Below are 23,896 nucleotides of genomic sequence, written 5' to 3'. Positions count from 1 at the left end.
GGGACTACGCCCCCCAGGCCCCCAGCAGCCGGGACACCGTACGGTCGAAGACCTGGTCCATGTCGAGCCCGGCTCCCGGGACCGGGCCGCCGCCGCCGAGGGCCGCCGCCAGCCGCGGATACTCCCCGGCGGCCAGCCGGGAGCCGAGCCAGGCCGTCCGTACGCGCTGCTCCTCCGCCTCGCCCCAGGGCAGCGACCGGGCCCGTTCGGCCAGCGCCAGCTCGCTGGCCACGTAGGTCGCGACGGTCCCGTTGACGGCGGCGACGAGCTCCAGCTTCTCGCCGTCCGGCACGTCGAGCGGAGCCAGGCAGTCCAGGCTGTACTCCAGGTAGCGCAGGGCGTTGGGGCCGAAGCCGTAGACGGGGCTCAGCAGGCGCGGCAGCCAGGGATGGCGGTGCATCAGCGCGCGCGTCCGGCGGGCCAGCGCGAGCAGGTCGGCCCGCCAGTCGCCGGTCGGCGCGGGGAACTCGTACTCCCCGCTGACCGCGTCGACCATCAGCTCGTACAGGTCCTCCTTGCGCGGCACGTAGTTGTAGAGGGACATCGTCCCCGCGCCGATCCCGGCCGCCACGCGGCGCATGGAGACGGCCTCGATCCCCTCCCCGTCGGCGATGCGCACCGCCTCGGACGCGATGGACTCGCGGCTGTGCGCGGGCCTGGGGCCGCGGCCGGCCCGCTGGGGGCGGGACCAGATCACTTCGGGTTCAGCGGGTCGCCCGCCGGCTGTCATGGCTCAGATCACCTCTCCGTCTCCCCACCATCTTAGTTACGTACACCGTACGTAGTGAGGTACGGTGACACACATGACGACTACGTACGCTGTACTTAGTGAAGGTCTGGAGAAGAGCTACGGGGAGGTCCACGCCCTGCGCGGCCTCGACCTCGCCGTCCCCGAGGGCACGGTCTGCGGCCTCCTCGGCCCCAACGGCGCGGGCAAGACCACCGCCGTCCGGATCCTCACCACCCTCACGACGCCCACCGCCGGCCGCGCGCTCGTCGCCGGCCACGACGTCACCCGCGAGCCCGCGGCCGTCCGCCGCGCCATCGGTGTCACCGGCCAGTACGCCTCCGTCGACGGGGACCTGACCGGCCGTGAGAACCTCCGGCTCTTCGCCCGGCTGGCCGGACTGCCCGGCTCCGCGGGCCGGGCCCGCGCGGACGAACTGCTGGAGCGCTTCGGGCTCGGCGAGGCCGCCGACCGGGTGGCCGGCACCTGGTCCGGCGGCATGAAGCGGCGCCTGGACCTGGCCGCCGGGCTGGTGACCCGCCCCTGGGTGCTGTTCCTCGACGAGCCCACCACCGGCCTCGACCCGGCGGCCCGCGAGCAGATCTGGAGCGCGGTGCGCGAACTCGCGGAGGAGGGCACCACGGTGCTGCTCACCACCCAGTACCTGGAGGAGGCCGACCGGCTCGCCGACGACATCGTGGTCGTCGACCGCGGCCGGGTGGCCGCCACCGGCACCCCGGACGGCCTCAAGGCCCGCATCGGCTCCTACGCGGAGGTCACGGTCACCAACCGCGCGGCACTTGCCGGCGCCGCCTGCGTCCTCGACCAGCTCACCGGGGGCCGGCCCGTACTCGACGAAGAGCGGCTGACGGTCGGCGCGACCGTACTCGACAGCGGGCTCACCCTGCCGCGGATCATCCGGGAGCTCGACAGCGCCGGCGTTCCGGTCACGGACGCCGGCCTGCGCCCGCCCACCCTCGACGAGGTGTTCCTGCGCCTCACCCAGGCCCGTTCCGCCGACCAGGAGTACGCCGCATGAGCACCCTGCTGTCAGACGGCGGAGCCGTCCTCACCCGCCAGCTCCAGAAGGCCCGGCACGCCCCGGCGCTGCTGGTCCTCACCCAGACCATGCCGATCACCATGCTGCTGTTCTTCGGCTACGTCTTCGGCAGCGCGCTCGCCATGCCGGGCGCGGAGTACCGGGAGTTCCTGGTCCCCGGGCTGCTGGCCGCCACCGCCGCGAACGGTCTGATGACCGGCATGTTCACGGCCGCGCAGGACGCCCACCGCGGGGTGATGGACCGTTTCCGGACCCTGCCGATGAGCCGCACCGCCGTACCGCTCGGGCAGACGGCCGCCGATCTGCTGACCACCGGCGTGTCGATGGTGCCGCTGATGCTGGTCGGGCTGTTGATGGGCTGGCGCATCGAGAACGGCCTGCCCGGCGCGCTGGGGGCCCTGGGCGTGCTGCTGCTGTTCCGCTTCGCCACCGCGTGGGTGGGCACGTATCTCGGCCTGCTGAGCAGCAGCGAGGAGGCGGCCGGCCAGCTCGGCAGCGCCACCTTCGTCCTGCCGATGCTCTCCAGCGCGTACCTGCCGACCGCGGGGCTGCCCGGGTGGCTGCGGGCGGTCGCCGAGTGGAACCCGATCAGCGCCGTCGCCACCGCCGTGCGCGAGCTGTGCGGGAACGCCGGGGGCGAGGCCGCGGCGGGCGCCGCCTGGCCGGCGGCGCACCCCGTGGCCGGGGCGCTGCTGTGGTCGGGGCTGCTGCTCGCACTGTTCGTACCGCTGGCCACGCGCCGGTTCGCCCACGGGGCCCGGTAGCGGCCGTCATATGTGATCAATGGCGCGCATCGCCGCCGGTGTGGTGACAGCGGCCCGTCGACCCGGTAGGCAGGGCCCATGGCTACCGAACCGCTCCCCTTGGACGGCATCACCGTCGTCGCCGTCGAACAGGCCGTCTCGGCCCCCTTCGCCACCCGTCAGCTCGCCGACCTGGGCGCCAGGGTGATCAAGGTCGAACGTCCCGACGGCGGCGACTTCGCCCGTGCCTACGACACGGCCGCGCACGGCCTCGCCTCGCACTTCGTGTGGGCCAACCGGGGCAAGGAGTCGATCGCCCTCGACCTGAAGGACCCGCGCGGCCGGGAGGTCCTGCACGGACTGCTGGCCGGGGCCGACGTCTTCGTGCAGAACCTCGCGCAGGGAGCCGCCGCCCGGCTGGGGCTCGATTCGGCCGCACTGTGCGCGCGTTACCCCCGGCTGGTCGCCGTGGACATCTCCGGCTACGGCGCCGAGGGCCCGTACGCCCACAAGCGCGCCTACGACATGCTCGTCCAGTGCGAGGCGGGCCTGGTGTCGGTGACCGGTACCCCCGAGCAGCCCGTCAAGGCGGGCATCCCGGCGGCGGACATCGCGGCGGCCATGTACGCCTTCTCGGGGGTCCTGGCCGCCCTGCTGCGCCGCGGGGTCACCGGGCGCGGGGGCCGGGTGGAGGTGTCCATGCTGGACGCGCTCGCCGAGTGGATGGGCCATCCGCTGCACCACACGATGCACGGCGGGGAACAGCCCGTGCGTACCGGCCTCGCGCACGCGGTGATCGCACCCTACGACGCCTACGCGACGGCCGACGGGGACCGGGTGCTGCTGTCGGTGCAGAACGACCGCGAGTGGCGGCGCCTGGCCGGGCAGGTGCTGGAACGGCCCGAGTTGGCCGAGGATCCGGCGTACGCGACGAACGCGGCGCGCACCGCGAACCGGGAGAAGACCGACGCGGTCGTGGCGGAGGCGCTGGGCCGGCTCGGCGCGGACGAGGCGATCGGGCGGCTGGAGGCGGCGGGCATCGCGTGCGCGCGGCTGAATTCGGTGGCCCAGCTGGCCGGGCATCCGCAACTCGCGGCCCGGGACCGCTGGCGGGAGGTGGATTCACCGGCCGGTCCGCTGCGGGCCTTGCTGCCGCCGATCGGACTGCCGGGCGGCGCGGCACCGCACATGGGTGCGGTGCCCGCGCTGGGCGAGCACACCGAGTCCCTGCTGCGCGCCCTGGGGATGGCGGACGCACAGATCTCGGAACTGCGCCGGGACGGTGTGATCGGGTAGGGCCGGGGAGCCGGAGGCCGGGGGCCGACGGCTGCGGTACGGGGAAGGTTACGAGCGGCGGCTGCCGAAGAGCGTGCGACGCAGACGGCGCAGCGGCGCGAAGAGCGAGACGCGCGCGCTCCGGCTCCGCAGGCGGTGCGTGTGGTCGCGGGAGGTGAGCTCGCGCATCAGCAGCGTCGCCTCGGCGGTCTCCCGGTGCGGGACGGCGGGACCGCCCAGCACGGCGAGGTGGCGGTCGAGGCGCGAGCTGGTCGCACTGCTGCCGCAGGTGATGGCAGGCACGCGAGGCGGCCTGCTGCGCATTGCTATCTGTTCCATGTTCTCTCCCCACCCGTACGAGGGCACCCGGCCCGGGCAGGTTAACCCTATCGCCCCCGCGTCGCCCCCGGGTATCCCGGTGGTGTGAATTACCCCTGTGGCGACGGGGAGTTGACGATTACTCAACGGAGTCGCCGATTACTCTCCGCACAGACGTCACGCTGCGAAAGGCCTCTGCGCCAGTCCCGTCACGACAGGAGCCACTTGGCCCACACTGCGCTAACTTGGAGTGATCGCCCGATGACACCCGGGCGCACGGGAGCACACTCGGGGGCGCGCGTGAGTGACCAATCGAACTCCGATCGTGTCATCTCGGGCCGCTACCGGCTGCTCGAACCGATCGGCCGCGGCGGGATGGGCATCGTGTGGCGGGCCCGCGACGAGGTACTCGCCCGCGAGGTCGCCGTCAAGGAGGTACGGGCGCCGGCCGGACTGGAACCCGCCGAACTGGAGCGGCTGTACCGGCGGCTGGAACGGGAGGCCTGGGCCGCGGCCCGCGTCTCGCACCGCGGGGTGGTCACCGTCTACGACGTGGCCTCCGAGGGCGGACGCCCCTGGATCGTGATGGAGCTGGTGCGCGGGCTCTCGCTGGCGGACGTACTGGAGGCCGAGGGGCCGATGACCCCTCAGCGGGCCGCGCACATCGGGGAACAGGTGCTCGCCGCCCTGCGCTCCGCCCACGACTCGGGGGTGCTGCACCGGGACGTGAAGCCGGGCAACGTCCTGATCGCCAACGACGGCCGTGTGGTGCTCGGCGACTTCGGGATCGCCACCCTGGAGGGCTCCTCGGCGATCACCATGACGGGCGAGGTGGTCGGCTCCCCCGAATTCCTGGCTCCGGAGCGGGCGTTGGGGCGCGAACCGGGACCCGCCTCGGACCTGTGGGCGCTCGGGGTCATGCTCTACGCCGCCGTCGAGGGGGTCTCGCCCTTCCGGCAGGCCACCGCACTGGACACCCTGCGGGCCGTGGTGGACGCGGAGTTGCCGCCGCCACGCCGGGCCGGGGCGCTGGAGCCCGTGCTGGAGGGGCTGCTGCGCAAGGACCCGGCCGAGCGGCTGCCCGCGGCGGAGGTGGCCCGGATGCTGCGTGTGGTGGGCGCGGGCGGGACCGTACGGGCCCCCGGCGGGCCGGTGTCGGGGCCGGACACGCCGACGGCCACGGCAGCGCACCACGGGCACGGGGCGGGCCCCGGGCACGGGGCGGGTGAGCCTCGTACGGCGCCCTACGCGGCGCATGCGGCGCCGTACGGGACGCCGCCACCGGCCCCGTCCGGGCCGGGGGCGCGCGAGAGCCGGGCCGGGCTGGTGCTGACGGCCGGGATCGTGCTGATGCTGCTGGCCCTGGTCGCGGTGGGGTGGCTGCTGATCAAGGACCGCGAGAACACGGGCGGGAAGGGCGGCGGGAACGGCGGCGCACCGACCGGCTCGGCGACCACTGCCCGGACCGTCACGACGACCCCTTCGACGGCTCCGCCGGCCTCGGCCTCGGTGTCGGCGTCCGCCCCGGGGCAGCACGTCTCGGTGTACGTGGACACGGTGCGCTCCTCCTACACCGGCAGCTGCCCGCCGCCCGCCGGGCTCGCGCCCGCCTTCACGGCCACCGTCGAGGTGGAGCGCACTCCGGTCGTGCTGGAGTACCGCTGGGCCACGCGGAGCGGGCGGACGTCCGGCCCCGACTGGCGCTCCGTCACGTACGAGGAGGGCGGGCCGAGGAGCCGGCGGCTGGAGCACACGGAGCTCACGCACGAACCGGACGGCGTCTTCGAGGACGCGGTCCGGCTGGAGGTGCGGGGGCCGGCCGAGGTGACCACCCAGTGGGTGGCCACCTCGGTGACGTGCCGGAAGGGGACCCCGACGAGCGGGGCCCCCTCCCCCGGGCCGAGTCCGTCACCGTCCTCGCCGACGGCGAGCGCTCCGGCGGCTCCGGGGACCGGCGAACCGGATCGGACCGTCAGGACGGACCGGACGGGTGAGCCGGGCCGTACGGACGGGTCGGACGGGACGGACCGGACGGACCGGGCCGATCAGGCGGCGTTCGTGAAGACCGGCAGGTAGCCGCCGGACTGTCCGGCCGCGGTCGGGTGGTACGACTCGCCGATGTTCAGCCAGTTGACGCTGTGCAGCCACGCGTTGCCGGAGCAGATCTCGTGACCCGTGAAGGCGCCGGCGACCGAGGCGAAGGTGAAGCCGTGGTCGGCGGCGCGTTTGGCGATGGCGGCGTTGAGGTGGTCGGCGGCCCCGTTGATGGCGACCCGCTCGCCCTCGGTCAGGCCGGTGGTGCAGGTGCCGTTCAGCTTGTAGAAGCGGGGGTAGCCGAGGACGACGACGTGCGCGCCGGGCGCACGGCTGTCGATGGCGTTGTAGACCTGGTCGAGCTGGCCGGGGAGGGTGGAGTCCACGTAGGCCTTGGCCTGGTTCACGCGGTTGACGCAGGTGGATTCGGACTGCAGGACGCAGGTCGTCATGACGTCGGAGAATCCGGCGTCGTTGCCGCCGATGGTGATGCTGACCAGGTCGGTGCCGGAGTTGAGCGGGGCGAGCTGGCCTGCGAGGACATCACCGGTGCGAGCGCCCGAGCAGGCGGTGAAGGAGAAGGTCTGGGGGGAATGGGCGGCGGCCCACAGGGCCGGGTAGGCGCGGGTGGTGCGCTTGCAGTTCCCGCTCGCGCCGTCGTAGTTGCCGGCGCCGACGCCGGAGGAGTACGAGTCGCCGAGGGCGACGTAGCCGAAGTCGGCCCGGGCGGTGGCGGCCGCCTGTCCCGCGCCGAACAGGGTGGCGCCCGCGGCGAGTAAGAGGGAGGAGGTCAGGGCAGCGAAGCGCGACAGTTTCATGCTCATGTGTGCGGCTCCTTGTGGGGGTTACTCCTGAGTCCGTGGTACAAGCAGCCGAGGTTCGCTGGAAGTGTCCATGCCAAGAATGTTCAGGGCAGAGTTGAAGCCCGAACCTTCACTCCGAATGCGTTTGAAGAGGGAACTTGGGCACCCGATCCAGCGAAACACGGGTGCACGAGGGCACCGTGTGCCGGATCATGGGCGCCATGTCAGCCAACCCGCATGACGCGCTGCCGATCCGGCTCAACGTCGACGACAGCGACTCACCGTCGGACGTCGTCGACGCGCTCTTCCTCGGCCGGTTCGCTTCCGGCGAGCAGCCGTACTCGCACAGCGTGTCGATCGAGCGGGTCAAGGCGGAGGCCACTCTCCTGCCGCCGGAGGCCACGGTGTTGCGCTCGGCGCGCGACAGCGACCGCAGCGCCACCCTCGCCGAGGGCGAGGGCTGGACCATGCTCGTCTCGCGCTGGAGCCGGGGCGCGGACGTCACCGTGACGGCGGTGAGCGACGAACTCGCCGCCGGTGTGCTCGGCAAGGCCACGGAAGGCGTGCAGGACGAGCCCGAACCGCAGCCGGAGAACGTCACGATGGGCTTCTGGTACGTCTCCCCGCGCCGCGGCCCGTACCGGACGACCCGCCAGATCGCGGCCGGGACCTGGGCGGAGGTGCGGCCCAACTACACCGCGCCGGTGGCCGGAGCGATGGACCGGCTGATGAAGGTGACCCCGGACGACATCGCGGGCCGGCTGCTCCTGCTGCACGGACCGCCCGGCACGGGCAAGACCTCCGCGCTGCGCACGCTGGCCCGGTCCTGGCGCGACTGGTGCCAGGTGGACTGCGTCCTGGACCCGGAACGGCTGTTCAACGACGTGGGCTATCTGATGGACATCGCGATCGGCGAGGACGAGGGCACGGCGAAGGGCCGCTGGCGGCTGCTGCTGCTGGAGGACTGCGACGAGCTGATCCGGGGCGAGGCCCGCCACACCGCCGGGCAGGCGCTGTCCCGCCTGCTGAACCTGACGGACGGTCTGCTGGGGCAGGGCCGCAACGTCCTGGTGGGGGTCACCACCAACGAGGACCTGGAACGGCTCCACCCGGCGGTGGTCCGCCCGGGGCGCTGCCTGGCCCGCATCGAGGTCGGCCGGCTGACCCACCGGGAGGCGGTGGACTGGCTGGGCACGGACGAGGGCGTCTCCCGCGAGGGCGCCAGCCTGGCGGAGCTGTTCGCCCTGCGCCGCGGCACGGGCCCGGCGGCGATCCTGCCGCCCCAGCCGCACAGCTCGGAGGCGGGGCTGTACCTCTAGCCTCCGGCTCGGTGGGCGCACTTGCCACCTGCGGCGCGGCCGAAGTCCGGCCCGGCCGGCGGTTTGCGGCGGGAGCAAGAGCCAGCCCCGCCGGCGTTTGAGGCGCGGGGGGCCGGGGGCGGAGCCCCCGCAGGCCGGGCTGCGGCAAGCCGGGCGGGCTTCCGCAGGCCGGACCGTCGGGCCTGACCAGCGGTGGCTACTTCGCGGCGTACCGGGCCCGGAGGGCTTCCGTGGCGGTGGCGAGGGCTTCGGCCTGCGTCAGGCCGAGGCGGTGGACCCGGTCCGCGTACGCCTGCGCTGCGGACGCCGCCTCGCGGGACACCGCGTCCCCGGCGGCCGCGATGAAGGTCCCGTTCCGGCCCCGCGTCTCGATCACCGCGTCCGCCTCCAGCGCCCGGTACGCCTTCGCGACCGTGTTGGCGGCCAGCCCCAGCTCCTCCGCGAGGCCCCGTACCGTCGGCAGCTTGAAGCCCGCCGGGAGCTTCCCCGACCGGGCCCGGTCGGCGATCTGCGCGCGCAGCTGTTCGTACGGGGCGGCCGACCCAGCCGAGCCGTCGATGGTGATCTTCAGGTTTGTCGAGGTCACGCGGGTGATTGTCCACCATCGGCGGTTAATTGGGAGGCGCACGCCGCGAAGGCGCACGTAGCGTCTGCCCCATGACCGTATCGATCCGAGACCTCCACCCCGGTGACCCCTCGGACGCGGAGTCCGTCGTACGGGTACGCCGCGCCGCCCTGCCGTTCATGATCATCACTGCGGAGGGGGTGGCCTTCGAGCTCTCCTCCGCGCACCCGGCGAAGCACCACCGGATCCTCGTCGCCGAGACCGCGGACGGCCGGGTCATCGGCACCGCCCAGGTCGGCATCATGTACGACAGCCCCGAGCCCGGCCAGTCGTACGTCAACGCCTACGTCGATCCCGCCCACCGCGGCCTCGGCGCCGGCGCCCTCCTGCTGCGCAACGCCGAACAGCACCTCGCCGCGCGGGGCGCGGTGGACGTGTACGCCTGGGTGCTCGACGAGCCCGCCCCTCGCGCCTTCGCCGAGCGGCACGGCTACCGCCCCAGCCGGTCGGCGCACTTCCTGCGCCTGGACCTGGCGGCGGCCACGCTGCCCGAGCTCCCGCGGGACCTTCCGGCCGGGGTGGAGCTGCGCCCCGGTTCCGCTTTCGCCGCCGACCCGCGGCCGCTGTTCGAGGCGGACGCCGAGACGACCGCCGACGAACCGGGCGATGTCGCGGCGGAGTTCGACGACTACGAGGACTGGCTCGCGCACACCTGGAACAGTCCGTCCCTCGACAAGGAGCTGACCACCGTCGCCCTGGTCGACGGCGTCGTGGCCTCCTTCACCGCGGCGCAGACCGACGGCGGGACCCGCTACGCGTCGGCGATGACCGGCACCCTGCGCGCCTTCCGCGGCCGGGGGCTGGCCAAGCTCGCCAAGACGGCCTCCCTGCACCGAGCCCGCGCGGCCGGGTACACCGAGGCCTTCACCGGCAACGACGCGGGCAACGGCCCGATGCTCGCCGTCAACGAGTGGTTCGGTTACGAGATCTGCGCGACCGAGACGCGCTACACGAAGAAGCTGGAGACCCCGTGACCGCACAGCTGACCGTCGTCCTGACCAAGGCCGGACGGACCAAGATCCGCTACCCGGCGGCGCAGGTCGCCGACGACGGCGACCGGATCTCCGTGCGCGCCCCTTGGGCGGCGGAGGGCGTACGGGACTTCGGCTTCGTGCGCTTCGAGCCGGGCGACGTGTTCGTCGAGCACTTCTGGCGGACCCGCTGGTACGCCGTCAAGGAGGTGTGGACCGCGGGCGGTGTCCTCAAGGGCTGGTACTGCGACGTCACGCGGCCGGCGCTGGTGCAGAGCGGGGAGATCCTGGTGGAGGACCTGGACCTCGACCTGTGGGTCTCGGCGGACGGGAGCTCCGTGCTGCGACTGGACGAGGACGAGTTCGCCGAGAGCGGGCTCGCCGCGAGCGACCCGGAGGCCGCGGCCCAGGCCGTACGGGCCCTCGACGCGCTGGACGACCAGGCCCGGTCCGCGGCCGGCCTTTCCGCGCTCCTCTCGTAGTCCGGGGACGCGGGACGTGGGACGCGTGGGACGCGGGGCGCGCGGCGGCCCTCCCGTGGGGAGCCGGGAGGGCGCCGGGCCCGGGATGGTCCGGGGCCACACCATACGCACGGGCCCCAGTGGCCCGATAGGCATATGACAGGGGATATTCCGGATCCCCGGCGGGCCGGCGCTTCCCTCACCCCAGCCGCCCAGCCCCTCGTCCCCGACCCCCGAGGAACCGAGCATGCCCGTCCACACCGCCACCCCGCTCGCCGAGGCGGTCCCCACGCCTGAGAAGGTCTGGTACGCCTCCTACGGGTCCAACATGCACATGGACCGCCTCGCCACGTACATCGCCGGCGGGACCCCGCCGGGTGCGGCACGCACGTACCCGGGCTGCCGGGACCACCGGGCGCCCGAGCGCTCGATCGCGGTCGAGCTGGAAGGCCGCCTGTACTTCGCCACGGAGTCCCCGGTGTGGACGGGGGGCCGGGGCTTCTACGACCCCACGGCTCCCGGGCGCATGCGCGGACGGGCGCACCTCGTGACGGTCGGCCAGATGTCCGACATCGCCGCACAGGAGATGTACGAGGAGCCGGGGGCGGACCTGGACCTGACGGCGGCCCTGCGGGACGGCCGTGACGAGCTGGGCCCGGGGCGCTACGAGACCCTGATCTGCCCGGGCACGATCGAGGGCATCCCCATGCTGACCTTCACCGCGCCGTGGAGCCTTCAGGACGTCGAGGTGCTCAACCCCTCGGGCGCGTACCTGCGCTACCTGGCCGGCGGCCTCCTGGAGTCCGGCCCATGGGAGGAGCAGGACATCGCCGACTACCTGGCGGCCTGCCCCGGCGCCGCCGGCAACTGGACGGCCGCACAGGTGAGGGACCTGCTGACGGCCGGCACCGGCCGATGACGCCCTGCCGGGCCCGCTTCCTGAGGCGGCTCTTGTCCCTGGCTTAAGGGGACCCTAAGGATCCGCTCCGGTGGGCCCGAGGCGGCAGAACCCGTGGTCGGGGCGGCTAGCTTGGCCGGGCCAGGACAGGAAGGGCCCGTTGTGGCGCCGCCGGGGGGCGGCGCACCGCGGAGCCCGATTCCGCCGGCACGCCCCTGCCTTGTGCCCGAAGGAGATCACCCATGCCCGCACGCCGCCGCACCGCCGTCACGCTGACCCGTATCGCCGCCGCCGGCCTGGCCCCGCTCGCGCTGGCCGCGTACGCGGCGGCTCCCGCGGTCGCCCACGGTTCGATGACGGATCCGGTCAGCCGGGTGGCCGCGTGCTACGCCGAGGGACCGGAGTCCCCGAAGTCGGCGGCCTGCAAGGCGGCGGTCGCGGCCGCCGGGACGCAGCCGTTCTACGACTGGAACGCGGTGAACATCGCCAACGCGGCCGGCAACCACCGGTCGTTGATCCCGAACGGCCAGCTCTGCTCGGCCGGCAACGACAAGTACCGGGGGCTGGACCTGGCCCGTGCCGACTGGCCGGCCAGCCCGATGACCGCCGGCGCGCACACCTTCCGCTACAAGGGCACGGCCCCGCACAAGGGATCCTTCGAGCTGTACGTGACGAAGGACGGCTACGACCCGACCAAGCCCCTGGCCTGGTCCGACCTGGAGCCCACGCCGTTCGCCAAGGTCACCGACCCGGGCATGCAGAACGGCGACTACGTCTTCTCCGGGACCGTCCCGAACAAGTCGGGCCGCCACCTGATCTACAGCATCTGGCAGCGCTCCGACAGCCCGGAGGCCTTCTACACCTGCTCGGACGTGGTCTTCGGCAAGGACAACGGGGGCGCGGGCGGCGGCAACGGCGGCGGCTCCGGTACCGCTCCGACCGCAGGGACGGGCGCCAAGCCGACCGGCAAGCCCGGCGACAAGCCGTCCGACAAGCCCAGCGACAAGCCCGGCGACAAGCCGGCGGACAAGCCCTCGGCCCCGACCGACCAGCAGATCTCCGACGGCGCCGGCAAGTCCACGGTGGAGCACAACGGCCACGGCGACAACGACCCGAAGACGAACGGCACCACGGATGCCGCCGCCGTCCCGCTCGCGGCCGGCTCCTCCTCGCCGGCCGCGGCCAGGGACAACCTCGCGGAGACGGGCGGCAACAGCGCCACCCCGACGATCGCGATCGCCGGGGCGGCCGCCCTGGCCGTCGGCGCGGCCGCGCTGTTCGCGGCCGCCCGCCGCCGCACCGCGCGTACGGCGACGGGCCGCCACGGCCGCTAGGCCCCGTCCGGTGCCGGACCGCCTGTGCCTCGTCAGTCGAAGACCGAGGCGCAGGTGGTCGGTTCGGCGTGTGCCGGGTCGAGGGCGTTGACCGCCTCGTGCCAGGCGATCCGGTCGGTGAGCCCGATGGTGACGTGCTCCGAGAGGTCCAGGAAGCACAGGTCCTGGAGGACGACGTTGCGTACGTTCGGCCCGTCCAGGAAGGCGCTCCGGTACGGGGTCACCACCTCGTCGTACTTGGTCGCGATGACCGTGTACTTCACCCCGGGCACGGTGTCCCCGCCCTCGTTCAGCTTCTGCTGGAAGGCGGATCCGGCGATCTGGTCGGCGAGTCCCGGGGTCGCGGTGCTGATCAGGTCCTCGGCCCCGGGGAAGTACGGCAGGAGCTTGGTGAATCCGAGCAGGGTGGTGCCGTGGTTGTCGGGGGCGAGCCCGACCAGCGCGTTGACCTTCGAGGCGCCGCCGAGGAACTTCAGGTAGTAGCGCGGCATCATGCCGCCCTGCGAGTGCCCGATGATGTCGGTCTTGGCGGAGCCGGTGGCGGCGAGCACCTTGTCGACGAAGACGTCGAGCTGCCCGGCGGACTTGTCGATGGGCCCGAGTCCGTTGAAGAGGGGGACGCCGGGCAGTTGGCCGTAGTCGAGCGAGTAGACGCAGTACCCGCGGTGGACGAGGTAGGGCGCGAGGCCGAGCCAGTTGTCCCAGGAGTTGCCGAAGGTGCCGTGGACGAGGACGACGGGGCGCGGGTGCGCGGCGGACGGCTTGCACGACCAGTTGTTCCAGCCGCTGCTGGGGGCGGCCGCGGCCTGCGCTGCGCCGGTGGGGGCGACGAGTGCGGCGGCGGCGAGGGTGAGGACGGCGAGTGGGCGGAGCAGGCGTCTCCAGGGCAGCATCGGATGATCTCCTCGCGGGTCGACTCAAGGGGATGAGCGTGGGGGTTCGTCCCGTGATCCGGATCACAAGGGGGAGCTGCTGCCGCTAAATTACGGGTGAGTAGCAACACAGGGAAGTTACGCGTCGGTAAAAACTCGCGCGTCGCCCGGGCGACCGCCTGTACGGCGCCGGACGGACCGTCAGGCGGCCAGCGTGCCGCGGGCGATCGCGTGCGGACCGAAGCGCGCGCGGACCCGGTCCGTGACGGCCTCCAGGCGGCGGGCCTTCTCGTCCTCGGGGTCGAGGCTGAGCTGCCGCGTGGCCCGATCGGCCGAGGTCAGGTCCTCGGCGCGCAGGGACAGTGCGCGGACCCTGGCCCGCTGCAGGCCGAGGCCCGCGTAGAGGGCGTAGGCCGTGGCGGTCAGGGCGGCCGAGTGCGCGGTGGGCTCGGCCAGGGTGCGCGTCCGGGTGAGCGTGGTGCGGTCGGCGCAGCGGACGGTGAGCGTCAGGGTGCGGCAGACCTGCCCCCGGCCCTGTTCCTGTGTACGAAGCTTCGCGCCGAGCTCCTCCGTCAGCGAGAGCAGCGCCCGCCGGTGCCGTACGGGATCCAGCTCGTCCAGATCGAAGAGCCGCTCGGCGGCGACGGCGCGGGCGGCGGAGCCCGGCCGGACGGGGGTCCGGTCGATCCCGAGGGCGCGCTCGTGCACCTCGCGGCCGAGCCGGGCGCCGAGGATCCGCCGCAGGGCGGCGGGCGGGGCGGCGGCGACCCGGCCGACGGAATCGAGGCCGTAGGAGCACAGGGTGCGGGCGGCCTTCGGCCCGACCCCGTCGAGGGCGGTGACGGGCTTGCCCGCCAGGAAGTCCCGTACGGCGGCGGGCTCCGCGGGGATCACCAGGGTCTCCCCGGGCCGGGCTTCGCGGGCCGCCGCCCGGGCCAGCATGGGGTTGCCGGCCACGCCGACGGCGGCGTCCACGCCGTACAGGGCGAGGGCCCGGACCCGGATCACGGCGGCCAGCCGGGCGGCGTCGCAGTCGAAGTACCGCAGCGCGCCCCGGATCTCGGCGAGGACGGTGTCGGGCGCCAGGGCCTGCACGGCCGGGGTGATGCCGCCGAGCAGCGCGAGCACCCCGGCGTACTCCCGCGCCCCGAGCGGGCCCCCGTCGGCGGGGTACGGGCGCAGGCACATCACGACCCGCTCGGCGGCGGTCATCCCGCGCTCCCCGGGCTGGAGTGCCACAGCTTGCGGCCGGTCGCGGGGCCGGTGCCCGGCGGCTGGAGGTCGGCCCAGGGGTTCATCTCGTACCCCGTGGACATGCGGATCCTGCGGCCGGGACCCTGCGGGCCCTTCGCCGCCGGCTCCCCGTCGGCGCCCGGGGCGGACGGAGCTCCCGGAGCGGCCGGCTCGGCCGCCGGTTCGGCGAGGCGGGCCGCGACCGCGTCCAGACCGCCCGCCGCCCGCAGTTCCACCAGCTCAGCCAGGTTCCACGCCGCCGCCCCCACCACGCTCAGGCTCTGCGGGCCCCGCCGCTGCACGACACCTCGTACCAGCAGCAGGAAGGAGTGGAAGACGGTGTGCGCGCAGCGTTCGTGGCTGTCGTCGAAGAAGGCCAGGTCGACCAGGCCCGTCCCGTCGTCCAGCGTCGTGAAGATGACCCTCTTCCCGGAGCGGATCGGCGGGGTCTGGGTGGCCGCCTTGGCCCCCGCGACCAGCACGGTCTGCCCGTGCTCGGTGTCCCGCAGCCGGCGCGCCGGGATCACTCCCAGTTCGGCCAGGAAGGCGTGGTGGTCCCCCATCAGGTGCCGGGAGGCGTCCATGCCGAGGACGCCCAGCTCGGCGCTGAGCCGTTCCGCGTCGCTCAGGTCGGGCAGTCCGACGGAGGCCGTGGACCGGCCGCCGTCCAGCGGGAGCTGGGGCCCGCGCACACCTGCGGACCGCTGCGCGCCGTGCAGTTCGGACACGTGCAGCAGCAGGTCCCGCCGGTTGGCGCCGAAGGCGTCCAACGCCCCGACCTGAGCCAGCCGTTCGGCGACCGGGCGGCCCGGGTGCGCCCGGTCCCAGAAGTCGCGCAGGGAGGCGTACGGCTGTCCCGCCTCGATCCGGTCCGCCTCGGCCCCGCTGATGCCGTGGACGTCGGACAACCCGAGCCGCAGCCCCCACACCCCTCTGTCATCGGACACCAGTTCGATACGATGGGCGGCCGCCGACCGGTTCACGTCCAACGGCAGCACCGGCACGCCCCGCCGCCGCGCGTCCGCCAGCAGCAGCCGTTTCGGGTACATCCCCGGGTCATGGGTCAGCAGCCCGGCGTAGAAGGCCGCCGGGTGATGCGCCTTGAGCCAGGCCGACTGGTACGTGGGCACCGCGAAGGCCACCGCGTGCGCCTTGCAGAAGCCGTACGACCCGAAGGCCTCCACGATCTCCCAGGTCCGGCCGATCACCTCCACCGGATAGCCGCGCTCGGCCGCCTTCGCCGCGAACCAGACCCTGATCCGCGGCTGCGACTGCGGGTCGGACAGCCCGCGCCGCACCCGGTCCGCCTCGTCCCGCCCGCAACCGGTCATGACGTGCACGATCTCGATGATCTGCTCGTGGAAGACCACCACTCCGTACGTCTCGCGCAGCGCGTCGGCCAGGTCCGGGTGCGGGAAGCGCACCGGCGCCCGCCCGTGCCGGGCCTCGATGAAGGGCCGCACCATGTCGGCGGCCACCGGCCCCGGCCGGAACAGCGAGATGTCGACGACCAGGTCGTGGAAGGTGGCCGGCTGCAGCCGCCCCACCAGATCCCGCTGGCCCGGCGATTCGATCTGGAAGCAGCCCAGCGTCTCGGCCGAACGGATCAGCTCGTACGTGGCCCGGTCGCCCGGCGGCACCTGCGCCGGGTCGTCCAGGTCGAGCTCCTCCCCCGTGCCACGGCGGATCTCCGCGACCGCGTGGGCCATCGCGGACTGCATCCGCACGCCCAGCACGTCCAGTTTGAGCAGCCCGAGCTCCTCCACGTCGTCCTTGTCGAACTGGGACATGGGGAAGCCCTCGCCGCTGGTGGGCACCACCGGCGTACGGGCGAGCAGCGAGTCGTCGGAGAGCAGCACCCCGCACGGGTGCATGGCGATCCCGCGCGGCAGCGCGTCCAGCGATTCGACGAGCTCCCACAGCCGCCCGTACGACTCCCCCCGTACGTCGCGCAGTTCCGGGAGCTCCTCCAGCGCGGCGCGGGCGTCACGGGCCCTGATGTGCGGGAAGGCCTTGGCGAGCCGGTCGGTGACGGCCGGGTCCATGGACAGGGCGGCGCCGACGTCGCGGATGGCGTGCCGGACCCGGTAGGTCTCGGGCATGGAGACGGTGGCGACGCGCTCGGTGCCGAACCGGTCCATGATCCGCCGGTAGACCTCCAGCCGGCGGGCGGACTCCACGTCGATGTCGATGTCGGGCAGGACGCGCCGCCGCTTGGACAGGAAGCGCTCCATCAGCAGGCCGTGGGCGACGGGGTCGGCGTGCGCGATCCCGAGCAGGTGGTTGACGAGGGAACCGGCGCCGGAGCCACGGGCGGCCACCCGGATGCCCATCTCCTTCACGTCGTCCACGACTTGAGCGATCGTCAGGAAGTACGTGGCGAAGCCGTGGTAGGCGATGATGTCGAGCTCCTGGTGCATCCGCTCCCAGTACGCGCGGTCATCCGCGTACCCGCGCAGCACCATGCCGGCCGAGGCCCGGGAGGTGAGCACCCGCTGGGCGCTGCGGTGGGCCGCGCCGACGAGCCGGGCCTCGGGGAAGTGCACGGAACCCATGCCGAGGTCGTCCTCGGGGTCCACGGAGCAGGCCTCGGCGGTCCGCCGGGTCTCCGCGAGCAGGCGCCTGGCGTCGGCGGGGCGCAGGCCGGCCGCCTGCGCGATCCGGTCGGCGGCCTCGGCCATGGCGGCGGGCGCCTTGAGCCAGCGCTCGCCGCTGTCGAGGGGGCCACGGCGGTCGATGGGAACCAGGCGGCGGGCCGCGTCGAGGATGTCGGCGACCGGACCCTGGCCGGGGTCGGCGTAGCGGACGGCGTTGGTCAGCACGGCCGGGACGCCCTGCTCGGCGGCGAAGCCGACGGTCCGGGCGGCCAGCCGTAGCGAGCCGGGCCCGGTGCCGGTGCGGCCGTGGTGGACGGCCTCCAGGCGCAGGGAGTCGCCGTAGATCTCCCGCCAGGGTGCGAGCAGCCGGACGGCCCGGTCGGGGCGGCCCGCGGCGAGCGCCCGCCCCACCTCGGAGCCGGGCCCGAGCAGGACGAAGACGCCCTCCCCGCGCAGGGCCTCCCAGGGCACCAGCGGGACCTCGGCGGCCCCCGCGTGGGCGGCCGTGACCATCCGGCACAGCTCGGCCCACCCGACGGCGCCGTCCCGGGCCAGGAAGACGGCACGTGCGGCGGACTCGTCCACGAAGGCCCCGCCCTTGACGGGGGTGCGCCGGCGGTACGAGGCCACGGCGGATCCGGTCGGGCCCCCCGACCCGGCCGGGCCCGTCGCGGGCGGGACCGCCATGTCCACTCCGAACAACGGCCGGATGCCCGCCTGCGCACACGCCTTCGCGAACCGGACCGCGCCCGCGAGGGTGTCGCGGTCGGTCAGGGCGAGGGCGTCCATGCCCCGCTCGGCGGCACGCTCCGCCAGCCGCTGCGGGTGTGAACCTCCGTAGCGCATGGAGAACCCCGAAACGGTGTGCAGATGCGTAAACCCAGGCACCCGCGGCCTCCTGCTTCGCTCGAATGAACACCTCCCCCGCTCTCCACCATAGAGCAATTCGAATATTCGTGCGAAACGCTTGTTCGATCACCTGCTCACGCCCGGCGCGGACCGTCTGTCGGGTGCGGGCCGTGTGCCGGGCTCTGCCCGGACCCGCGCCTCAAACGCCGGCGGGGCTGGAAATGTGGGCCTGTGCCTGTCGGCAGGTGGCGGGGTGGGGGGCCGGGGCGGGGTGTCTCCTCGGCTCGGCGCGTGCGGGCACGTCTCGGCTGTCCCCGGTGGTTGCGCGCTCGTCCTGCGGGGACACCCCGCCCCGTCCCCCCACCCCTCACGCCGTCGAAGCCTTGCCGTGGGGCGGGGACACGCAGGAGGGTCCCCACAGGACGAGGCGCGACCACGGCCGCCTGGCCGGGACAAGCCCGAACGCGCCGAGCCGAGGAGACCCTCGTGCGGGGCACCGGCCCACACCACCCAGCCCCGCCGGCGATTGAGGCGCGGGTCCGGGCGGAGCCCGGTGTGGATCCGGACCCGCCGTGAACTGCCGAGCACCCCGCAGGGGCACGGGCGGAGCCCGGCGGGGATCCGGACCCGCCGTACACCGCCGAGCACCCCGCAGGGCGCCGGGCTCAGAGCGACGCGTGGACCACCTCGCCCGCCACCACGACCGTCTCGGCGACCGTGCCCGGGATCTCGTCCGCCGGGACGGTGAGAATGTCCCGTGACAGGATCACGAAGTCCGCCGCCTTGCCCACCGTGAGGGAACCGCGGTCCTGCTCAAGGAAGTTGGCGTAGGCCGAGCCCATCGTGTAGCCGTACACGGCCGTCGCCACGTCCACCGTCTCGGCCGGCTGCCAGGCCGGGCCGCCGCCGGACAGCGGGCGGCGCGTCACCGCCGTGTAGATGCCGACCATCGGGTCCATCTCCGCCACGTTCCAGTCGCTGGAGAACGCCAGCACCGCCCCCGCCTCGTGCAGGCTCCGCATCGGCCAGGCCTTGTGCCAGCGGTCCTCGCCCACGTTCTCCGCCCAGTCCTGGCCGGGGCCCGCGATCTCCGGCGCACAGTGTCTCGGCTGCATGCACGCGATCACGCCGAGCTCCGCGAAGCGCGGTACGTCCGCCGGGTCCAGGCACTCCACGTGGACCACCTGGTGGCGGGCGTCGCGCGGACCGTTGAGGGTCCGCGCGTGCTCCACCGCGTCCAGGACGGTCCGGATGCCCCGGTCGCCGGTCGCGTGCACGAAGCACTGGAAGCCGCGGGCGTCCAGCTTCGCCAGCAGTTCCGCGAACTCCTCCGCCGGGTAGAAGGTCTCGCCCCGGTGCGCGCCGCATCCGGTGTACGGCTCCAGCAGTGCGGCCGTACGCGGTTCCACCACGTCGTCGATGTACAGCTTGAGCGGGCCGACGCGCAGCCGGTCCCCGGCGAACCTCCGTGCCGCGTCGGCGAATTCGTCCAGGTCGGCGTCGCCGGTGCCGCGCGGGTGGAACAGTGCCGCGACGATCCGTGAGCGCAACCGCCCTTCGGAGCGGGCCCGTTCGAAGAGTTCGAGGTCGTCGAGGGAGTTCTGCGGCTCGACCACCGTGGTGATGCCGTAGCCGATGGCGTCGTCGAGGCTCTTGGCGAGCCGCCCGTACTGGCGGTCCGGCGAGGCCCACGGCACGCCCAGTTCGCGCAGGGCCCGGTGGCCGTCGCGGGAGAGTCCCTTGATGGCGAAGTCCTTGACGAATCCGGTGGGTTCGCCGGTCGCCGGGTCCACCGCCGCCGTACCGAAGGGGAGGTCGGTGCGGTCCCGGGAGACTCCGAGCCGCCGCATGGCCGCCGTGTTCAGCCAGGCCGTGTGCACGTCGTACGAGAGCACGATCGCCGGGGTCTCCCCGGTGACCGGGTCCAGGTCGGCGGCGCACGGCATCCGCCCGCCCGGGATGGCGGAGTAGTCGAAGGCCTCGGCCTCGATCCAGCCGGCGTCCGGGTTGGCCTGCCGCCAGGCCAGGATCCGCTCGTGGATGCCTTCGAGGGTGCGCACTCCGGCGAGCTGGACGCAGTCCGCGTCGGAGCCGAGCCGGACGTGGTTGTGGGCGTCGATGAAGCCGGGCAGGACGAGCTTGCCGCCCGCGTCGATCCGCTCGGTGTCCGGGCCGGCCCAGGCGGCGGCCCCGGCGTCCGCGCCGACCCAGACGATGCGCCCGTCGTGGACGGCGAGGGCCTCGGCCTCGGGCCGGTCGGGGTCGACGGTGTGGATCCGGGCTCCGGTGAGCAGCAGGTCGGCGGGGAAGGGGTGGCGTGCCATGTGGGGGTGCTCCCTTGCGTGTGCGGTGTCGTTCAGGCGGCCGGGGCGTACGCCGCGACCCGGCGGCGGGTGAGGGCCCAGTAGGTGAGTCCGGAGACGACCGAGCCGAGCAGGGTGAGGTCGGCGCCGCCGAGCGGGGCGACCAGTGGCCCGGTCCACAGCTCGGAGTCGCAGGTCAGGGCGGCGAAGGCCATGCCGGCGAGCAGGGCGGTGATGCCGGCGGGGTGGTAGCCGGAGCGGTACCAGTAGGCACCCGCGCTCCCGGCGTGCAGTGCGTCGGCGTCGTAGTGGCAGCGGCGCAGCAGCATGTCGGCGAGGAAGACTCCGCCCCAGGGGGCGAACACGATGATCAGCAGGGAGAGGAAGGAGAGGAGGGAGGTGGTGAAGTCGGTGAGGAAGAGCGCGGCGAGCGAGCCGGCGGCGGTGACGGCGGCGCTGATGACGATGGCCCGGGCGCGGCTCCACGGGATGCCGAGGACCTGGAGGTTCAGGCTGGAGGAGTAGAGCGTGATGATCGAGTTGGTGACCGAGCCGCCGAGTACGAGGGCCAGGAACAGCGGCTGGAACCAGCCGGGCAGCAGGCTCTCGGCTCCGGCGACCGCGTCGGTCATGTCGGTCCGGGTGGCGGCGGCGACGCCCGCGATGCCGAGGGCCACCGAGGAGAGGAAGCCGCCGAGGGCGCCCATCCAGGTGATGGACTTCAGCGAGGTGGTCCGGGGCAGGTAGCGGGTGTAGTCGGCGGGCATCGGCAGGTACGAGAAGGGTCCGGCGAGCATGACCACGAAGGCGAGGCTCCAGCCGGAGAGCCCGGGGGCGGCGGCCGGGGCGGCGGTGTCGGCGCCGGGCAGGACGAAGAGGAGCAGGACGCCGAAGCCGGCGGCGAGGACGTAGGCCATCCAGCGTTCGGCGAACTGGACGGTGGCGTGGCCCCACATGGCGACGGCGAAGGTCAGCGCGAGGGTGACCAGCAGGGCGGTGGCGCGGCCGGCCGTGCCGCCCTGCCAGCCGATCTCGGCGAAGAAGACTTCCAGCGCGAGGGTGCCCACCACGGTGTTGACGATGGTGTAGCCGATGCTCACCACCCAGTTGAGGACGCCGGCCGGGAAGTTGCCGCGCACGCCGAAGGTGGCGCGGGAGATGACCAGGGTGGCGGTGCCGGTGCGGATGCCGCTGAGTCCGGCGGCGCTGATGGCGAAGAAGGAGAGTCCGCCGATCACGACCACGGCGGTGGCCTGCCAGAAGGAGAGCCCGAAGGCGACGGCGAGGGCGCCGTTGATCACGTAGGTGAAGGTGAGGTTGGAGCCGAACCAGAGCCAGAAGAGGTCCTTGGCGCTGCCGTGGCGTTCGGCGTCGGGAATCGGGTCGATCCCGTGTGTCTCGACCCGGAACACCTCGTCGACGTCGACTGTCTCCTGCTGCCCCATGAGGACCCCTGACCTTGAACGATCTTGAATGACGTTCTAACTTCTTGAATGGCATTCAAGATGAGGGCTGGACCTCGACCCCGTCAAGACCCTGTCCGGGATAAGGTCGGACCAGGAAGATCCGGAGGGCGGGAGCGGGAGCGGTGGCGGGAGCAGCACGGCGGCGCGACGGGCAGATCGCCCAGGAGCGGATGCTGGAAGAGGCCATGGCGGCCATCGCCGAGGACGGACTGGCCGCGCTCACCATGTCCGCACTGGCCGAGCGCCTCGGCACCAGCGGGGGCCACATCCTGTACTACTTCGGCAGCAAGGACCGACTCCTGCTGGAGGCCCTGCGCTGGAGCGAGGATCAGCTCACCGGGGAGCGCTGGGCGCTGCTGGGCCGCCGGGTGACGGCGGCGCGCAAGCTGGACCAGTTCCTGGAGCTCTACCTCCCCGAGGGCCCCCGCGACCCGCGCTGGACGCTGTGGATCGAGCTGTGGGCCCGCACCGCCTCCAACCAGCCACTGAAGGCCGCCCAGGAGGAGATCGACGACAACTGGCAGCGGGACCTGGAGGCTCTCCTGGCCAAGGGCGTGGACCAGGGCCGCTTCGCGCCCATGGACGTGCCCGCGCGGGCCTCGGAGCTGCTCGCTCTGCTGGACGGCCTGAGCACCCGGGTCGTCCTGGGCCAGCGCGGCGCGGACCGCGCCCGCGCCCTGGAGCAGGCCCGCTCGGCGGCGGCCCTGCTCGTACCCCGCACCTGAGACGAGGGCCCCGGCCGGCCCTTCCCGCGCCGGCGGGTCAGGAACTCCGCTCCTTTTCCGGCCTGCGACTCGGCTCGATGACTCGATCCGCCGACTCGGCCCGGCGGGTCAATTCGACGGCCAAAAGCGGAAGCCGCCGCACCGAAAAGGCCTTTCACGGTGACCGGACATCCGTTCACGCCCGTTCACTCCCCCGCCCCACCCCCTTGACCAGGGCATATGCAAGAGGAACAAAGGCCTTCACGGGCTCGTGAAGGTATTCACAAGAATTCCGCCGGAAGTGCGCCCTACCGCACTCCTCCCCCAGCGCGCACAATCGCGATGACGACTCACATCGACCGTGAAGGAGGGAGCGCGTGCGCAATCAGGTGCGCACAGCGGACGGGCGCGCTCTGACTGTGGAGCGCTGGGGCGATCCCGACGGTAAACCCGTCTTTCTGCTGCACGGCATGCCCGGCAGCCGCCTCGGCCCGGCCCCCCGGGGCATGGTCCTCTACCAGCGCCGGATGCAGCTCATCGCGTACGACAGACCCGGCTACGGCGGCTCCGACCGCCATGTGGGCCGCACCGTCGCCGACGTGGCCCAGGACGTGGCCGCCATCGCCGACGCCCTCGGACTGGACACCTTCGCGGTCGCCGGCCGCTCCGGCGGTGCCGCCGGAGCACTGGCCTGTGCCGCCCTCCTCCCGGACCGGGTCACCCGGACCGCGGGGATGGTCGGCCTCGCCCCCCGGGACGCGGAGGACCTGGACTGGTTCGCCGGGATGGCCGCGTCGAACGTACGGGAGTACACCACCGCCACCGACGACCCCGAGGAGCTGGCGGCCCGGCTGATCCCGCGCGCCGACGGCATCCGCAAGGACCCCGGCCGGCTGCTGGACGAACTGCGCCGGGAGCTGACCGACAACGACCGCATGATCGTCTCGGACGCCGGCCTGCGGTCGATGCTCCTGCGGAACTACCGTGAGGGGCTGCGCCATTCGGCGTACGGATGGATCGACGACGTCCTCGCCTTCAGCCGCCCCTGGGGCTTCGACCCCGCCGACATCCGCTGTCCGGTGCTGATCTGGCACGGCGAGCTCGACGTGTTCTCCCCCGTGGGCCACTCCCGCTGGCTGGCCCGCCGCATCCCCGGGGCCACGACCAACATCGTTCCCGCCGCCGCGCACTTCGCCTCCCTGCGCGCGCTGCCCGACGTACTGAACTGGCTGCTGCGCGATCTCCCGGCGCCGGATCTCAACGAACAGCAGCCCGCATAGCGGTCGTTGACCGCCCATTCGTTC

The 23,896-nt window shown here is 73.4% G+C and carries 20 protein-coding genes; 11 read left to right on the top strand and 9 right to left on the bottom strand.

Going from position 1 to position 23,896, the window contains the following annotated elements:
- Positions 1-4 precede the first annotated feature (4 nt).
- Positions 5-730 (bottom strand): TetR/AcrR family transcriptional regulator, encoded by a 726-nt coding sequence (locus KO717_RS28275; protein ID WP_301372131.1) that lies wholly within the window; start codon positions 728-730, stop codon positions 5-7.
- 73 nt (positions 731-803) lie between these two features.
- Here KO717_RS28275 and KO717_RS28270 point away from each other — a divergent pair, with 73 nt between their 5' ends.
- The 3 genes from KO717_RS28270 (at position 804) to KO717_RS28260 (ending at position 3,826) form a co-directional block, all read left to right on the top strand.
- Complete coding sequence (locus KO717_RS28270; RefSeq protein WP_301372130.1) at positions 804-1,766, top strand: ATP-binding cassette domain-containing protein; 963 nt, start codon at positions 804-806, stop codon at positions 1,764-1,766.
- A complete protein-coding gene (locus KO717_RS28265; protein WP_301372128.1) occupies positions 1,763-2,551 on the top strand; it encodes an ABC transporter permease in 789 nt (262 codons plus the stop codon). The genes KO717_RS28270 and KO717_RS28265 overlap by 4 nt, the downstream gene beginning before the upstream one ends.
- A 78-nt stretch (positions 2,552-2,629) precedes the next feature.
- Entirely contained in the window at positions 2,630-3,826 is a 1,197-nt protein-coding gene (locus tag KO717_RS28260; protein WP_301372127.1) for a CaiB/BaiF CoA transferase family protein, read from the top strand.
- A gap of 48 nt (positions 3,827-3,874) precedes the next feature.
- On the opposite strand, the gene KO717_RS28255 is transcribed toward KO717_RS28260, so the two are convergent.
- A complete protein-coding gene (locus KO717_RS28255; RefSeq protein ID WP_076046471.1) occupies positions 3,875-4,144 on the bottom strand; it encodes a hypothetical protein in 270 nt (89 codons plus the stop codon).
- Between the two features lie 279 nt (positions 4,145-4,423).
- On the opposite strand from KO717_RS28255, the gene KO717_RS28250 reads away from it, so the two are divergent.
- Positions 4,424-6,199 carry a serine/threonine-protein kinase gene (locus KO717_RS28250; protein WP_301372126.1) on the top strand — a complete coding sequence of 592 codons (1,776 nt, stop codon included), beginning with the start codon at positions 4,424-4,426 and terminating at the stop codon, positions 6,197-6,199.
- Here the strand turns inward: KO717_RS28250 and KO717_RS28245 are convergent.
- A complete protein-coding gene (locus KO717_RS28245) occupies positions 6,169-6,975 on the bottom strand; it encodes an SGNH/GDSL hydrolase family protein (protein ID WP_301374821.1) in 807 nt (268 codons plus the stop codon). The two genes, KO717_RS28250 and KO717_RS28245, sit on opposite strands and share 31 nt — an antisense overlap.
- Before the next feature lie 206 nt (positions 6,976-7,181).
- On the opposite strand from KO717_RS28245, the gene KO717_RS28240 reads away from it, so the two are divergent.
- Complete coding sequence (locus KO717_RS28240) at positions 7,182-8,279, top strand: DUF5925 domain-containing protein (protein WP_301372125.1); 1,098 nt, start codon at positions 7,182-7,184, stop codon at positions 8,277-8,279.
- A gap of 196 nt (positions 8,280-8,475) precedes the next feature.
- Here KO717_RS28240 and KO717_RS28235 read toward each other — a convergent pair whose 3' ends face one another.
- On the bottom strand, positions 8,476-8,865 hold the full coding sequence (locus tag KO717_RS28235) for a GntR family transcriptional regulator (protein ID WP_301372124.1): 390 nt from the start codon (positions 8,863-8,865) through the stop codon (positions 8,476-8,478).
- Positions 8,866-8,936: 71 nt separating this feature from the next.
- On the opposite strand from KO717_RS28235, the gene KO717_RS28230 reads away from it, so the two are divergent.
- The 4 genes from KO717_RS28230 to KO717_RS28215 all read left to right on the top strand — a co-directional run bounded on the left by KO717_RS28230 (position 8,937) and on the right by KO717_RS28215 (position 12,568).
- Positions 8,937-9,878: a GNAT family N-acetyltransferase gene (locus KO717_RS28230; RefSeq protein ID WP_301372123.1), complete on the top strand. Its 942-nt coding sequence runs from the start codon at positions 8,937-8,939 to the stop codon at positions 9,876-9,878.
- The gene (locus tag KO717_RS28225; protein WP_301372122.1) at positions 9,875-10,357 is read left to right on the top strand and encodes a DUF402 domain-containing protein; all 483 of its coding nucleotides are present in this window, start codon (positions 9,875-9,877) and stop codon (positions 10,355-10,357) included. The genes KO717_RS28230 and KO717_RS28225 overlap by 4 nt, the downstream gene beginning before the upstream one ends.
- 226 nt (positions 10,358-10,583) lie before the next feature.
- Positions 10,584-11,255 carry a histone deacetylase gene (locus KO717_RS28220; protein ID WP_301372121.1) on the top strand — a complete coding sequence of 224 codons (672 nt, stop codon included), beginning with the start codon at positions 10,584-10,586 and terminating at the stop codon, positions 11,253-11,255.
- Between the two features lie 221 nt (positions 11,256-11,476).
- Entirely contained in the window at positions 11,477-12,568 is a 1,092-nt protein-coding gene (locus KO717_RS28215) for a lytic polysaccharide monooxygenase auxiliary activity family 9 protein (RefSeq protein ID WP_301372120.1), read from the top strand.
- A gap of 32 nt (positions 12,569-12,600) precedes the next feature.
- On the opposite strand, the gene KO717_RS28210 is transcribed toward KO717_RS28215, so the two are convergent.
- From KO717_RS28210 to KO717_RS28190, 5 genes are all read right to left on the bottom strand, one after another.
- A complete protein-coding gene (locus tag KO717_RS28210; RefSeq protein ID WP_301372119.1) occupies positions 12,601-13,461 on the bottom strand; it encodes an esterase/lipase family protein in 861 nt (286 codons plus the stop codon).
- Between the two features lie 180 nt (positions 13,462-13,641).
- Positions 13,642-14,652, bottom strand: a complete 1,011-nt coding sequence (locus KO717_RS28205; protein ID WP_437184590.1) for a DinB/UmuC family translesion DNA polymerase — start codon at positions 14,650-14,652, stop codon at positions 13,642-13,644.
- Positions 14,649-18,116: a DNA polymerase III subunit alpha gene (locus tag KO717_RS28200; protein ID WP_301372118.1), complete on the bottom strand. Its 3,468-nt coding sequence runs from the start codon at positions 18,114-18,116 to the stop codon at positions 14,649-14,651. Before KO717_RS28200 ends, KO717_RS28205 begins: the two co-directional genes overlap by 4 nt.
- A gap of 668 nt (positions 18,117-18,784) precedes the next feature.
- On the bottom strand, positions 18,785-20,443 hold the full coding sequence (locus tag KO717_RS28195; RefSeq protein WP_301372117.1) for an amidohydrolase: 1,659 nt from the start codon (positions 20,441-20,443) through the stop codon (positions 18,785-18,787).
- A gap of 32 nt (positions 20,444-20,475) precedes the next feature.
- Positions 20,476-21,867: a purine-cytosine permease family protein gene (locus KO717_RS28190; RefSeq protein ID WP_301372115.1), complete on the bottom strand. Its 1,392-nt coding sequence runs from the start codon at positions 21,865-21,867 to the stop codon at positions 20,476-20,478.
- A gap of 143 nt (positions 21,868-22,010) precedes the next feature.
- Here KO717_RS28190 and KO717_RS28185 point away from each other — a divergent pair, with 143 nt between their 5' ends.
- Complete coding sequence (locus KO717_RS28185) at positions 22,011-22,613, top strand: TetR/AcrR family transcriptional regulator (RefSeq protein WP_301372114.1); 603 nt, start codon at positions 22,011-22,013, stop codon at positions 22,611-22,613.
- 356 nt (positions 22,614-22,969) lie between these two features.
- On the top strand, positions 22,970-23,872 hold the full coding sequence (locus KO717_RS28180) for an alpha/beta fold hydrolase (RefSeq protein WP_301372113.1): 903 nt from the start codon (positions 22,970-22,972) through the stop codon (positions 23,870-23,872).
- The last annotated feature ends 24 nt before the right edge of the window (positions 23,873-23,896 follow it).

The organism is Streptomyces xanthophaeus (assembly GCF_030440515.1).
In the GTDB taxonomy this organism is placed as follows: domain Bacteria; phylum Actinomycetota; class Actinomycetes; order Streptomycetales; family Streptomycetaceae; genus Streptomyces; species Streptomyces kutzneri.
Note: the sequence above shows the minus strand (reverse complement) of the source record. Positions and strands in the feature narration are given on the sequence as shown.